Raw genomic sequence first — 14,101 nt, 5'->3', positions numbered from 1 at the left:
CCAGTCGTTGCGAATTTGTTAATGTTTCATAAAAAAAACTTTACAAACCTCTAATTTTGCGAAAGAATGTTCGGCTTTATCCATATAAAGAAAAAAACACTCCGGACACAGCTTAAGGCTGCATCCGAAATGCTTTTGTTTTATCCATCAAACGATCCGTTAATTGTCTCAATTCTTCAGCCGAAGAGGAGATTTCCTCCATGATTGCCGTCTCCTCATGAGCGGCATCCATAATCCGTCTGGCCTCATCCGAGAACGAGCCGGCTTTTCCTTGAATTTGTTTCACGTGACCATGCGTACGTTCAACCCGAACGGTCTGCTCTGCAATTTTGGAGCCGATCTCATGAGCACCCTTCATGAACACCTCAACCGTTCCCGTCAGCTCCTGCAGTGTCTGATCAACGTTAATGGTGCGCTGGGACTCAGTCACCACAAGCCCGTGCTGCTCATGAATCAGCTGCGCTGTATCGCGGATACGCTGCTGAACACGACTGATCAATTCGTTAATCCGGTGAACCGATTGTGTACTCTCGTCCGACAGCTTGCGAATCTGCTGGGCAACTACAGCAAAACCTGCTCCCTCTTCCCCAGCACGCGCTGCCTCGATGGATGCATTAAGGGCAAGAAGCGCTGTCTCCTCGGCGATGTTTTTGACCGATTGCGTAATGGCCTCAATATCCGAAGCTTCCTTCTCCAGAAGCACCATGATGTCGCGGGAACGATTATGCGATACGGTCAGCTCGTCCATGCCTTTCATCAGATACGAGAATGTCTGCTTCGTATGATCCACCGACCGTTCCATCTGCCCTGACATCTCTGTCATTCCGATCGATTGGGTATGCATGCGCTGAAAATCATTCAACATCTCATCTGCTGTAATCAGAGAATGTTGTGAGGTCTCTTTTTGTTCCTCTACCCCTACGGCAATGTGATCCACCGCTTCTGACATCATTTCGATCTGTTCGGCGGCCTGGGTAATGGCTTCACTCAGCGATTGCGCATTCTGTGAGGTCGTACGCGTACTGTCCGAAATATCGTTTACAATACTTCTTAGATTAACGACCATCGCACGAAATGCGTCATATAAAACGGCAAGCTCGTCCTGTGTACGACGCTCCGGAATTTCAGCTGTCAAATCTCCTGACGAAACTTGCTGAGCTGCCTTGGACAGGTGAACAATGGGGCGTGTCAGCCAGCGTGAGGCAAACCATCCCAGAATTCCGTTCCAGCATACCCCTAATATGAGTACTAAGGTGATATACAACCAGCTTGGCATGGAGAAAGAGAGCCAGTCCTGGAGGAAGAATATAAAAAAGCCGCTAGTCCCGTATGTAATAATCGAAATGAGTACCAGACCTGCGACTGTCTTTGCGCCTAAAGTCCATTTCATGTTCACACCTCGTAGTCCTTTTTTCCTATTTTACCAATCATCGACCAAAAAACATGTGATCTACATCACTGAAAACGCTGAATCAGGAACCCATCTTGTCCCGCACGAATACCTTTTCATCCTTGTGGTGCATAATTTATAAGATAAGTTTGTTACACTTCGATTCACCCAGTTACAAGCCAGGTTAATACCCCTAATTTTAATTATTATCGGCAACTTGGGTAAAATCATTTAGCCTGGCATCCATTTTGCTTAAATGATATACTGAGTGCGCTTCGGCATCGCCGGAGCTGACCTATTTTTGGATGCCACTGGAGGCGAAAGAAATGTCTACAATGTCCACACGGACGGAGAAAGATTTTATTGGTGAAAAAGAAATCCCTGCTTATGCCTATTACGGTATACAGACGGTGCGGGCCGTGGAAAACTTCCCGATTACCGGCGTACCTGTGCACCGGGAGCTAATTACTGCCCTCGCTGCCGTGAAGAAGGCTGCCGCAATCACGAATATGGAGCTGAAGATGCTGCCGCCGAAAATTGGCGATGTCATCGTGATGGCCGCTGAAGAAATGATGAAAGGTCATCATCTGGATCATTTTATAGTTGACTCCATTCAGGGCGGTGCGGGCACCTCCATGAATATGAATATGAACGAAATTTTGGCCAATCGCGGACTGGAACTGCTGCTGCAAAACAAAGGGGACTACTTCCATTGCAATCCCAACAACCATGTGAATATGTCCCAATCGACCAATGATGTTATTCCAACGGCACTGCGGATCGCGGCGTATCGGTTGTCTGAAACACTGCTTGATACCATGCAGCGTCTGAAAGACGCTTTTCTAAAAAAAGAACTGGAGTTCAATGATGTTGTCAAAGTAGGACGCACCCATCTCCAGGATGCCGTGCCGATCCGTTTGGGACAAGAATTCGGGGCCTATGCACGGGTGCTGGGACGCGATATGGAGCGTCTTGAATTTGCGAATCGCCGCCTGCTGACGATCAACCTCGGAGCTACGGCAGTAGGAACAGGGCTCAATGCCAAACCGGAATATATCGTTAAGGTCACGGAACATTTGTCCGATGTTACCGGACTGAAGCTGCAGACGGCTGACGATCTCGTCGATGCCACTCAAAATACGGATGCCTATATGGAGCTGTCTGCTGCCCTCAAGGTATGCGCAGTCAACCTGTCCAAGATCTGTAATGATATTCGAATGATGGCTTCCGGACCGCGTGCAGGATTCAATGAGCTTCGTCTTCCGGCCCGTCAGCCCGGTTCTTCCATCATGCCAGGGAAGGTTAATCCGGTTATGGCCGAAGTGATCAACCAGGTCTCCTTCCAGGTCATGGGGAACGATCATACCATCTGCATGGCGTGTGAAGCCGGACAATTCGAATTGAATGTAATGGGTCCTGTCATCGCGTTCAACCTGCTGCAATCCCTGAAAATCATGAATAACGGCATTGACGTGTTCACCCGTTATGCCGTGGAGGAAATGGAAGCAAACCGTGAACGCTGTGCACTGATCATGAAGCAAAGCTTCAGCGTCATTACGGCACTCAACCCGCATCTGGGCTATGACGTGGCGGCATCCATTGTGAAGGAAGCCCTGAAAACGGGTGCTTCGCTCCAAGAAATCATTCTGGAACGCGGATTGCTCACCATAGAGGAGCTCGAAGAAATCATGCATCCGGAACAGATGACTACACCAGGTATTGCTGGTGAGCGTTTCCTGCACAATATGTAATGAGGTTTGACTGACTCGAATTCATCATGTTTATGGATCCAAACAGAAGGCCCCTGCACACCGTTAATTCGGGTGAGCAGGGGCTTTATGATGTTATAACGCTGATGCTATACGAATGAAGACATTAAGGCATGAAGGTTTATTTTAACTCCAGCGCTTGCGCTCAAGCGAAGGCAGGATCTGCAGTTCCTCCCTGTACTTTGCCACCGTTCTGCGGGAGATCCTGATCCCCTCCCCGGCGAGCAGCGCTGCCAATTGGCTGTCCGAATACGGCCGGCTAACCTGCTCCGTACGGATGAGTTCCTTCAATCGAAGTTTAACCACTGATGCAGAAGTGTGATCTCCGCATGCTGTCTCAATGCCTGTCGTAAAAAAGGACTTTAATTCAAATACCCCATGGGGGGTCTGAATATATTTCCCGCTAACGGCACGGCTCACCGTGGACTCATGCATGTCAATCCTCTCGGCAACGTTAGCCAGACTGAGTGGTTTCAGACCAGCGGGCCCTTCATGCAAAAAATGTACCTGCTCACTCATCACTGCCGTGAGAACACGTATCAAGGTTCTGCGCCGCAGCTGCACACTGCGAACAATGGCTCTCGCCTCCGCTGCCCGCGCCGACCAGACTTCGTCTGGAGCTCCATGCCTGATCCAGTGGGAACAAGCTTCATTCATGGATACACGAAGGTTCCCTGCCGAATGGAGCCCGATATAAATCTCGCCCTGCCGCAGTTCCACCATGGCATCCGGAATAATGTAACGAGGACCCTCTTGGCATCCAATGGAACGACAGGGCTTGGGGTCGAGCTGCGTAATGTAATTATACGCAGCCTGTGCCTCGCGTGGGGATATATCTAGCCTGGTTCCCGCTTTCCCCGGATGGAAGGGTACGAGTTCCACCAGTCCGGCCTGAACCATTTGCTCGGCATGGGCAGCGGCTGACGAATCCCGGCGGATCTGAAGCAGCAAACACTCATGCAAGCTGCGTGCTCCAACGCCTGCGGGATCCAGCGACTGGAGGATATCCAACCCTGCTTGCAGCCCATCCACAGAGATGCCGGATACGGATGACAATTCAGCCAAATCTGTCTTCAGATAACCGTCGTCATTGACACACCCTGCCAAATATTCAGCTGTTACCTTCACCATAGGCGGGAGATCCAGCAAGCGAATCTGAGCAGACAGCAGCTGCTCAAGTGTTGGCTCAGCACTTTTCACCTGCAGCAGCGGATCGTAGGAATCGAACGTTCTCTGATTTCCCTTCCGCGGGAGGCGAACCAGCGGTGCAGCTTGCTCCTCCACTTCAAGTACCGGATTCTCTTCGGCTGCTTCCTGCAGATAACGGTTCAAGTCCTGACCGGACAACGTCAGCAAATGAATGGACTGTTTCATCTCTGGCGTCATGGACAGCCGTACACGCTGTTCCTGAACCAGCTGCATCTCCAGCATGATTCTCCCTCCTTCTGCGCGGAATGGAATATAATTTATATTTTCCGGAAAAAGAGTACAAAAGTAAATGCTTGACTACAAGCATCTGCTGCTGTACGCCTCAATACTTTTCGGAGACCAGCTTCGCTTGTGTAAAGAGCAGCAGATAGTCTCTTCCGCCCGCTTTGGAGTCCGTGCCTGACATGTTGAATCCACCAAACGGATGCGTGCCAACCAAAGCACCGGTGCATTTCCGGTTAAAATACAAATTGCCAGCAAAAAACTCCCGTCTCGCCAGTTCCAGATGCGCACGATTCTGTGAAATGACTGCACCTGTTAAGCCATAATCCGTGTTGTTTGCAATATGAAGAGCTTCCTCAAACGTATCTGCCTTGATAAACGCGAGTACAGGTCCAAAAATCTCCTCCTGGGCAATTCGGGCCAGCGGGTCAACATCCGCGATAATCGTCGGTTCGATGAAATAGCCTCGGGCATCCCCTGTACCACCGCCCAACACAAGCCTGCCTTCGCCCTTGCCCACTTCGATATATTCATTAATCTTGGCATACGCCTTGTCATCGATTACTGGTCCTACATGACTGCCCACCTCAAGCGGACTTCCCATCGTGAGCTTCTTCGTACGCTCAATGACCTTCTGTAATACTTCATCATATACATCCTTATGAATAATGGCGCGGGAACACGCGGAACATTTCTGTCCGGAGAATCCGAATGCCGAAGCGGTAATGGAGTCCGCTGCCAGTTCCAGATCACTTTCGCTGTCCACAACGATGGAATCTTTACCGCCCATTTCTGCAATCACCCGTTTGATCCACTTTTGCCCTGGAGCTGTGCGGGCAGCCCGTTCGTTGATCCGCAGACCCACATCTCTCGAACCGGTGAAGCTGATAAAGCGAGTCAGCGCATGATCCACCAGATAATCGCCCACTTCGCTGCCCGGGCCTGGCAAATAGTTCACTACGCCATCCGGCAATCCTGCTTCAGTGAGCAGTTCCATGAACTTGGCTGCGATCACCGGTGTCGTGCTGGCCGGCTTCAAGACAACTGTATTACCCGATACGAGCGCGGCAGAAGTCATGCCAGCCATAATGGCCAGCGGGAAGTTCCAGGGTGGAATGACAACCCCCACGCCAAGCGGGATATAGGTCAGTTCATTATCCTCGCCTGCAATCCGGGTCAGAGGCTGAGGTTCACTGAGACGCTGCATTTCTCTTGCATAGAACTCCATGAAATCAATAGCTTCCGCTGTATCGGCATCCGCCTCCGGCCATGTTTTGCCTGCTTCATACACCATCCATGCAGAGAATTCATGCTTGCGCAGGCGCATAAGAGCAGCTGCTTTGTACAGATATCGCGCGCGTTCGTTCGGATCTGTATGTTTCCAGGTACGGAATGTTTCTGCCGCTGTCTGAATCGCCTGCTCTGCCAGCTCCTGATCTGCCTGAAAAATCGTTCCGATCACCTGATTCTTAGCCGCCGGACTAACGGAGGTTAACGTGCGACTGCTCGTTATTTTCTGCCCGCCGATAATCATGGAATATTCCTGTCCGAGCTCAGATTCCACCTTGCGAAGTGCGCTCTCAAAGGCTTCCTTGTTCGCTGGTACAGCAAAGGACGTAAATGGTTCGTTAACAAAAGGGATATTCATGAATAATTCCTCCTTCAGGATGTTGGAATCGCTGGCTGCTCGCCTGATTTACCATGCTATTTCACTCTCACCCAATATATGTAGCAAGATCCGTGCCAACTCCGATGAAGAATGAATATTTTAATAAAATAAATGATCTGGCACGATTCTTGCTTCGTTAAAGGGCTATAAGAAGCATGATCCCTAAGGAGGAAACTGGCGTGAGTATTGGAACGGAAATGTATCGCAAAACACTGCTGACCGTTGCAGGCAATAAGGCTGTGGAGAATCTGTCCATCAAATACGGCAAAAAGCTGGCAGGCAAGTTTATCGCTGGCAGCACACTGGAGGAGGCACTGGAGGAGATTCGGGTCCTTAACAACAAAGGCATTATGGCCACACTGGATCATCTCGGGGAAGGCATCACAAGATTGAGCGAAGCTGCCCTCTATCGCGATGAATATATAAGACTCGTGGAAGGCATAGCTCGTCAGGAGGCAGATTCCAACGTATCCCTGAAGCCAACCCAGATGGGCCTTGCGCTCGATCCGGAGGAGGGTTACCGGAATATCCGATCCGTAGCAGCACAAGCGAAACTGCATGATCTGTTTGTCCGAATTGATATGGAGGACAGCCCATTCACCCAGGCTACGCTGGATATTGTCCGCCGCCTGCATGCAGAAGGACTTGATAACACGGGAACTGTACTGCAAGCCTATCTTCATCGTACCGAACAGGATACACGGGACATGATTCGTGAAGGCATCCGGCTTCGACTCGTCAAAGGCGCTTACAAAGAGCCCGCAGCCGTAGCATATCAGAATGCTTCCGAAGTCATTGATCAATTCAAATCCATGATCCGCCAGCATCTGGATCAGGGGGTTTACACAGCCGTAGCTTCACATGATGACCACATTATCTCGTGGACCAAACAGTATGCCAGAGACCGGGGCATCTCCCCAGATGCGTTTGAATTCCAGATGCTGTACGGGCTGCGCATGAGCGAACAGGAACGGCTTGCACGGGAAGGTTATCGCATTCGCTGTTATGTACCCTATGGAACGATGTGGTATCCGTATTATACTCGCCGCCTTGCCGAGAAGCCGGCCAATCTCTGGATGGTCGTCAAAAACATGTTTAGATAATCAGACTTTCTGATCCTAGTTCGATTGACCGCAGTCGAAGCAGCAAATATATGGAGCCATGTGATCCCTGTTTTATCAGGTCGCATGGTTTTTTTATCCCCTCTCTCATGTCTCCCTCCCACACTGCAATGTCTAAAAAATAAGAAACCCCAAATTGAAATGTCCAATATTTAAGACACTACTGAATGTTCAGAAAATAGATGAATACCTTTTAGGTGTCATAAAACTTCACCTCCCTATGACTTCAAATGCTCAAACTATTTAGGAATAGTTTGATTGCAGAAGCAATACATCGATATGTAAGCGTATACTAAACTTATTATTTTATATATCATTTAATCCCCTTTATAACACCTACACCTCATGTCAAAAAATATATACACAACTTATTTGGGCCGCTATAATAGGGCTAACCATTCTTTTTCGTTCAGATCAATTTATAGCTGCGCAACGATTCGCATTGCAAGTAATGGCACACAAGTGTCGTCTCTGATTATCATGCTCGAACCGGAGGTGAAACGGATGAAACATTTGCTTCCAGATATGATGTCTCTTCTGCGGACAGACCTGAGTATTCTAAAAGATAGTACGAAAATGCCTATTATTTCTTCAACCACTGCACTGCCTGAGGCCATTCCCTATTTTAGCGAAAGCCCCCACCTGTTGATCCAGGATGAAGGCTCCCCTATTGGATATATAGAGGTAACTGATGTTTTGCAATCCATGCTGCAAGCCTACCGTCTCATGGAGGCTTATTTTGAAACCACCATTGAAACGGCAGGTACAGCCCTTACCCTCATTAATGAAGAAGCCAAGGTGGCATACTGGACAACGGATGCAGAGCGTGTTTTCTCCATTAACAAAGAGGACATCATCGGACAGCCGGCAGCAGACTTCTTCCCGCAAGACCGTCTTCAATCGCTCAAGACGTTGTACACGGGTGATACGGTCTACCGTAAACAGCACCAGCCCCGTCCGGATCTGTTCGCTCTCATCAATGCACGTCCAGTGGTTCTTAATGGACGTATCGTGGGCGCGGTAGCTGCCGAAGTGGACATAACAACTGAAATCCGCTTGCATCAGGAACTGATACATATGACATCCAAGGTCCAGCACCTGGAGAAGGCCGTGGCGCGGCTGCGTCCGGATTCCGACCCGTTCGCGGGAATCAAAGGCAGCAGTCCGGTTATTAAACAGTGTCTCGAGACCATACGCAAGATTAGTAGTACTTCAGCCACCGTGCTCATACTGGGTGAAAGCGGAACAGGCAAGGAGTTGTTTGCCAAAGCCATTCATGACCTGCGCGAGTCGCCATCCGCGCCTTTTATCGCCATCAACTGCGGTGCCATTCCCGCTTCATTGTTCGAAAGTGAATTGTTTGGTTATGAAAAAGGGGCGTTTTCCGGTGCTGATCCCAAAGGGAAAAAGGGGAAAATTGAACTGGCCGAAGGCGGTACGCTCTTCCTGGATGAGATCGGCGAAATGCCGCTAGAATTGCAGGTGAAGCTGCTGCGGGTCCTTCAGGAAAAAAGCTACTTTCCCGTTGGCGGAACACGCGTGAAACAGGCGAATTGCCGAATTATCGCGGCAACCAACCAGAATTTGATGGGCATGATTGCCAAAAACCAGTTTCGGGAAGATCTATACTATCGCCTGAATGTCATCAATCTCATCATCCCTCCTTTACGCATGCGCAAGGAAGATATATATGAACTGACTCAGACGTTCCTTCAGGAGTTCTCCCTGCTCTACAACCGTCACATTGAACTCGTTCCACCCGAAGTATTCAAGCTGCTGTTCAGCTACGAATGGCCAGGCAATGTACGGGAGCTTCGCAATGTAATAGAACGGATTACCATTCTTACAACGGATGGTGAGGTCAAGGCGGAATATTTGCCGGAATCCCTTACCTCACTCATACAGCCTCACTCCTCCACAGCGGATGAGACTGCATTGCTGCATGTCATACCTGTACAACCAACACTCTCATCAACCAGCGAATCTCCGGATACCATTGCAAAAGGAAACGAGAGCGAGTCCTTCGAAGTCTCCCCCCTGTCTTATCAGGAAAGGCTGGATTCATATGAAGCGAAGCTCCTGCGTCAGTGTCTGATCTCGGCAGGTGGCAATAAGCGCACACTCGCTAGGCAGCTAGGCATCTCCAGAGCCACACTCTATAACCGAATGAAGAGGCTTGGTCTATGACCAGCCTCTTCTGTATTTCATGATCCGTATCCGGTTATAACACTCGCGCCAGCCGAATCAGCGCGGTTCGCAAATGGCGGTAAAACGTGGCCCGGCTCATGGAGCAGGCCTGTGCTGCGGCCGTTGGATTACCCGAATGAGTCCAGTAAGCTGCATAGAGGAGCATCTGATCCTGCTGGGAAATTCCATGTGAGCGCCCCTCCAGAAGATCCAGTACGTGCATCTGCAGCTGTATCCCGTCTCTCACACCACTCACCCGCGCAGCATACGTATGCAGTTCACCTGGGGAGTGCAAATGCGCCAGCATTTTTCGCAAATCCGACTCAGACCACGGAACCCGATCCGCCCCCTCACTCGTCGCTTCATACTGCAACCTGCTCCCTTGTTTCTCGGGATCCAGCAAGGACATAACCCATTCTCCAAATAATCCGTTACGCAAATCCAGGTCCATGACATCGGCCTGATCCTCATATCGGTCACAGATACGTGTATGCGTTCTTCTCATCCGAAAACCGATGCTCTGTAAAAACAGCTTCAGATTCGGATTGGTCGCTACCAGCATGACTCTGGCACCGTCACCCAGGAGGGACAGCCTGTCCAAGGCCATGTAGCCCACGAGCTCTTCACGTCTATATCCGGGTACGTTATCACGGGCAGCAGCCAGTACGGCAAAATGAGTATCCGTCTGATCCGGATCGCACGCCAGTTCCTGTGGGCTAAAGCATTCTTGCATTTCTGCCGGGAAATATCTTAACAGCATTTCGCTGCTCTCCCGGTGGACAAGTACCGTAATAAACATGGCAATAGGCTCGCCGTTCTGATCACGCATCAGTACAATCCCTTCAGGATAACGCTGTGCCAGCTCATCCAAAAATGGGCGATAAGGCTCAGCCTGCCACGGCTCCACACTGTATTCGCACCATTCCTCCAATAAGCTGTGCAGCAAGGGCAGATCTCCTTCTCGCATTACCTCCAGCGGTGAAAAGAAGGCCTCGGAGGATACATCTGCATATTTCCGATGCTGAAGCATGGATTCCTGACAGAGCAGGAGCATTCTCCTGGCAATCTGCCGCTGTTCATGTGGTCCGGCCTGTGCATGCAGTGGCAGCAACAAGCCCGCGATCCGTACCCGCATCGCTTGCAGCCGCTGCGGTTCGCGCTGACGAAAGTCCCGAAGCAAATGCACTCTTGCCAGGTCATGCAGCGCCAGACCATCCGGATCGGAGCGGATGAATGACATTCGCTTCAGCGCCAGATATTCGCCGAGCGTCACTTCCGTTTGCAGAACCGAGGATAACAATTCCTGATTGGCGGTTTCGAGCAGTGTGAGCACCTCAATCATGGGATGCAGACTTGGAAGCGTCAATTCGAGCAATAAGCGTGCACTGATCATATAGGATAGCTCGGCCCACTCCGCAAGAGGTACGTTTCGCCTATGATCGGCAGCTTCCAACGCGAGGGCAAGTCCAAACGGATGACCGTCCGTCATGCGTGCAATCGTGCCTGCCATGCTGATATTCACAAGTCCTGCACCAGCAATGTACTCCGATACTTCTTCATTCGTGAAATGCTGAAGGGGCATCTGCACCAGATGCTGCCTCAAGCGGGGATGCGTTCTCCATGCTGTAGCCGGTTCGGATCGTGAGGCCAGTATGATCAACACCCCGCTGGAGGAGAGTTTATTGACGAAAACCTCCATAAACCAACTCTCCAGCAAAGCAAGCTCTTCATAGTTATCCACCGCAATAACCAGTCTCTTGTGAACCGACGTCTCACTCAGACGGCTAAGTGGCCGGAGATGGCCCTCACTCTCCATCGTTTCCAGTCCCAATGTCGAGGACAGATACTCCAGAAAGACCGAGGGAGTTGAACCACAGGATCTGCCATCCATCCATATGGACGTAGCCCCCCGATTACGGGATACCGATAACATCTCCGAGAGCAGGGAGGATTTCCCGATCCCTCCCATTCCCGTTACCGAAAAAATGGTCAAAGGCGCTTCCGGATGTTCAAACCAGTGATCCAGAATCATTAATTCCTTGACTCTCCCTACAAAACGTTTGCCACGATCATAGTGTCTATCGCTTTGTACCTCACTACTGTTTCCCATTTGTGCCCTCCGTACTAGACTGGTACTTTTATTCTCAGCATTTCAGCGCCATTCACTTGCAAAATTGAGACTATATTGAGACGCGCACTAATCTATGAAATGATAAAATCTTGAAGAAAGCCAAATTATGGATAGGTTCCGAACCGCATCATGCAAACGTTTAACACAGGATACATGCGCTTCATTTCTATAATCTATTACCATCGCTTAAACATAATTAACCTTTCCGACAATCGAGCACACCAATCTAGTCGCATTAGCCTATACCTGTTGCTGAAGTATATAAGCACTTACCAATCTCAAACTTCTTGCTTCCCTTCCAAAAACATAATGATTCCAGGAAAGGCGGATTTGTGTGAGAAAAGAACTCGATATCTGTAATCTGAGCGGACAACTCGGAATCCAACATGAAAAGCTGGCTGATTGGTTGAAGGAACACGGATTTCTATCCCATGAGGCTGAGGCAGAGGGTCGTTCTGATCGAACGTCGCCTCCGTACCGTTTGGCGGCCCCCACATCATTATCACTCGCTCCCTCAACAGGTCAACCCAAACTCTTTCGCGGCAGGCGTTCCATGTCCGGTCGTTCGATACTGCCACAGCTGCGTCCATCCCGCCGTATCGGCAAAAACTACTAAACCACACTTCGATGCACCCCATTATCAGGAATGATGCGTCTGTTCATCCTCCATCATCGCGTTAGCAAGCAGCGCCATCTCCAGGCATATTCTTCTCTCCTGGTCCATAAAACCAGGTCCCATCAGCTCTTCCAACTTCTCCAATCTGTTGTACAGCGTCTGTCGATGTATAAACAATTGGGCAGCAGCGTCACGCTTGGAACCAAAGTTCTTCAAGTAGGCTTCAAGCGTCTCCACAAGCTGGAGGTGATGTGTACGGTCATATTCGATCAGCACACCAAGATGGTCTTCCACGAAGGGCTGAAGGAAAGATTGAGGCAGTGCCTTCAACATTTGATATATACCCATACGTTCGTAAAAGTAGATATGTTCCATCCGACTCACTGAACGTGAAACTTCAATCACCTGATATGCTTCTTGAAGACTGTCAGGCATGCTGGTCAGTCGGTTGCGAATTTTGCCAAACCCGGCATATATCGCAACCTGCTTCAGGTTACGGCTCGCAAAGCGTTTTACATCTCCAATGATGCTTTCGAGGGACCTAACCAGCTTATGGGAGGTGGATGCAGTACTCTCTTCCTTGGCACAGCACAGGTAGACCTGGTTATTTTTCAGCATGATCAAGCTCGGCAGATTGTTCTTCTTCAGCAAGGATCTTAGCAAAACCAGAATATCCTGATGATTCGCCTCCATGCGTTCACGTCCGGTCCCCCTCAGCTGATGCTCAATCTCAATTACTCCTCCTGCAAACCAGTACTGTCCCTTCACCAGCAATCGGAGTCCCATCCGGGTCTGTGCCTGTTCTTCCTGATGGATATGACCATTCATCAAGTCCTGAATTAATTCATTCTGATTGCGTACCATCTTCTCTTCGAGAAACTGGGAACGAAGTGTCAGTGCGGCTGCCGCCTTCGCCGTGTAATCAAGCAGCAATTTGAGATATTCCACTGGCGCAGAGGGATGCACCACCATGCCTACAGCTGAGAACACCTGACCAAAGCAGACCACCGGATGACACAGCAGCATATGCTCTTCATCGATGCGAAACCATAGTTCAATATCCGAATCGTTCAGATCCAAATGCTCTACTTCCTGTTCATACCAGGTATAGATGGCCTGTTCCATCTCCGGGGGAAGACCCGGGACGAAGCTGCCTGGCTCCATGGACGAAATATAGACAACCGGTTTGGCCGCATACTCATGAAGCAGATGGAGTACAGCTGACATGTCGGTGCTCTGCAATGTCCGCTGCTGCAGCTGACGGGAGTATGCCTCCAGACTCTTCAGCAGCTGATGCTGATGATTAATGAGCAATGCATGAATATCCTGCGTAATCTCCACGAACCTTACTGGCTGTTCGAATACAATCAGCGGAAACTGATGTCGATCTGCCAGTTCAATTAATTGTTCGGGAATGCCATGAATGCTGGTGCCAAACTCTACACACAATCCTGCCGCATCGCTATGAATCAGCTGGAGCAGATATTCTTCACGCCCCTCTTCCGATTGAAGCCACAGCCCTGTGGATAAAATAAGATCATGGGGGCTGACATACGGAGAGACATTAGTAATCTCCAATACATGAACCCATCCAACCTGACGGGATGTTCCCCCGCTTCCTGCAACCAGACGCGCTCTGGCAAAGACAGGGCGTGCCAACAGATCCTTTATCGTAAACACACGATCATTTCTCAATATTGATCCCTCGTAGTGTTATTTTTTCTTACATTATAATTCATGGACAAATGTCCTGAACAGCCCTTTTCGACATAATGTTGATTGAATCT

Annotated in this window: 9 protein-coding genes; 4 read left to right on the top strand and 5 right to left on the bottom strand. The window is 49.7% G+C overall.

Annotated features, from left to right (window positions below; genetic code table 11):
* Nucleotides 1-112: 112 nt before the first annotated feature.
* Nucleotides 113-1,390, bottom strand: coding sequence for a methyl-accepting chemotaxis protein (locus tag CHI14_RS13165; RefSeq protein WP_095288887.1), 1,278 nt, complete (start codon nt 1,388-1,390; stop codon nt 113-115).
* Nucleotides 1,391-1,716: 326 nt separating this feature from the next.
* Here CHI14_RS13165 and CHI14_RS13160 point away from each other — a divergent pair, with 326 nt between their 5' ends.
* Complete coding sequence (locus CHI14_RS13160) at nt 1,717-3,141, top strand: aspartate ammonia-lyase (RefSeq protein WP_095288886.1); 1,425 nt, start codon at nt 1,717-1,719, stop codon at nt 3,139-3,141.
* A gap of 144 nt (nt 3,142-3,285) precedes the next feature.
* On the opposite strand, the gene rpoN is transcribed toward CHI14_RS13160, so the two are convergent.
* Nucleotides 3,286-4,590 (bottom strand): RNA polymerase factor sigma-54, encoded by a 1,305-nt coding sequence (gene rpoN, locus CHI14_RS13155; RefSeq protein ID WP_095288885.1) that lies wholly within the window; start codon nt 4,588-4,590, stop codon nt 3,286-3,288.
* A gap of 100 nt (nt 4,591-4,690) precedes the next feature.
* On the bottom strand, nt 4,691-6,238 hold the full coding sequence (gene pruA, locus CHI14_RS13150) for an L-glutamate gamma-semialdehyde dehydrogenase (RefSeq protein WP_095288884.1): 1,548 nt from the start codon (nt 6,236-6,238) through the stop codon (nt 4,691-4,693).
* A gap of 200 nt (nt 6,239-6,438) precedes the next feature.
* Between pruA and CHI14_RS13145 the strand changes: the two genes are divergently transcribed.
* Entirely contained in the window at nt 6,439-7,362 is a 924-nt protein-coding gene (locus CHI14_RS13145; RefSeq protein WP_249281094.1) for a proline dehydrogenase family protein, read from the top strand.
* 522 nt (nt 7,363-7,884) lie between these two features.
* Nucleotides 7,885-9,567: a sigma-54 interaction domain-containing protein gene (locus tag CHI14_RS13140; RefSeq protein WP_095288882.1), complete on the top strand. Its 1,683-nt coding sequence runs from the start codon at nt 7,885-7,887 to the stop codon at nt 9,565-9,567.
* A 34-nt stretch (nt 9,568-9,601) separates the two neighbouring features.
* On the opposite strand, the gene CHI14_RS13135 is transcribed toward CHI14_RS13140, so the two are convergent.
* Nucleotides 9,602-11,677, bottom strand: coding sequence for an nSTAND1 domain-containing NTPase (locus CHI14_RS13135; RefSeq protein ID WP_095288881.1), 2,076 nt, complete (start codon nt 11,675-11,677; stop codon nt 9,602-9,604).
* Nucleotides 11,678-12,032: 355 nt separating this feature from the next.
* Here CHI14_RS13135 and CHI14_RS29705 point away from each other — a divergent pair, with 355 nt between their 5' ends.
* Nucleotides 12,033-12,314 (top strand): hypothetical protein, encoded by a 282-nt coding sequence (locus CHI14_RS29705; RefSeq protein ID WP_141236673.1) that lies wholly within the window; start codon nt 12,033-12,035, stop codon nt 12,312-12,314.
* 24 nt (nt 12,315-12,338) lie between these two features.
* Here CHI14_RS29705 and CHI14_RS13125 read toward each other — a convergent pair whose 3' ends face one another.
* Entirely contained in the window at nt 12,339-14,009 is a 1,671-nt protein-coding gene (locus tag CHI14_RS13125; protein WP_095288879.1) for a PucR family transcriptional regulator, read from the bottom strand.
* Nucleotides 14,010-14,101: the final 92 nt, after the last annotated feature.

Source organism: Paenibacillus sp. 7516, from assembly GCF_002272715.1.
GTDB lineage: Bacteria > Bacillota > Bacilli > Paenibacillales > Paenibacillaceae > Paenibacillus > Paenibacillus illinoisensis_A.
Note: the sequence above shows the minus strand (reverse complement) of the source record. Positions and strands in the feature narration are given on the sequence as shown.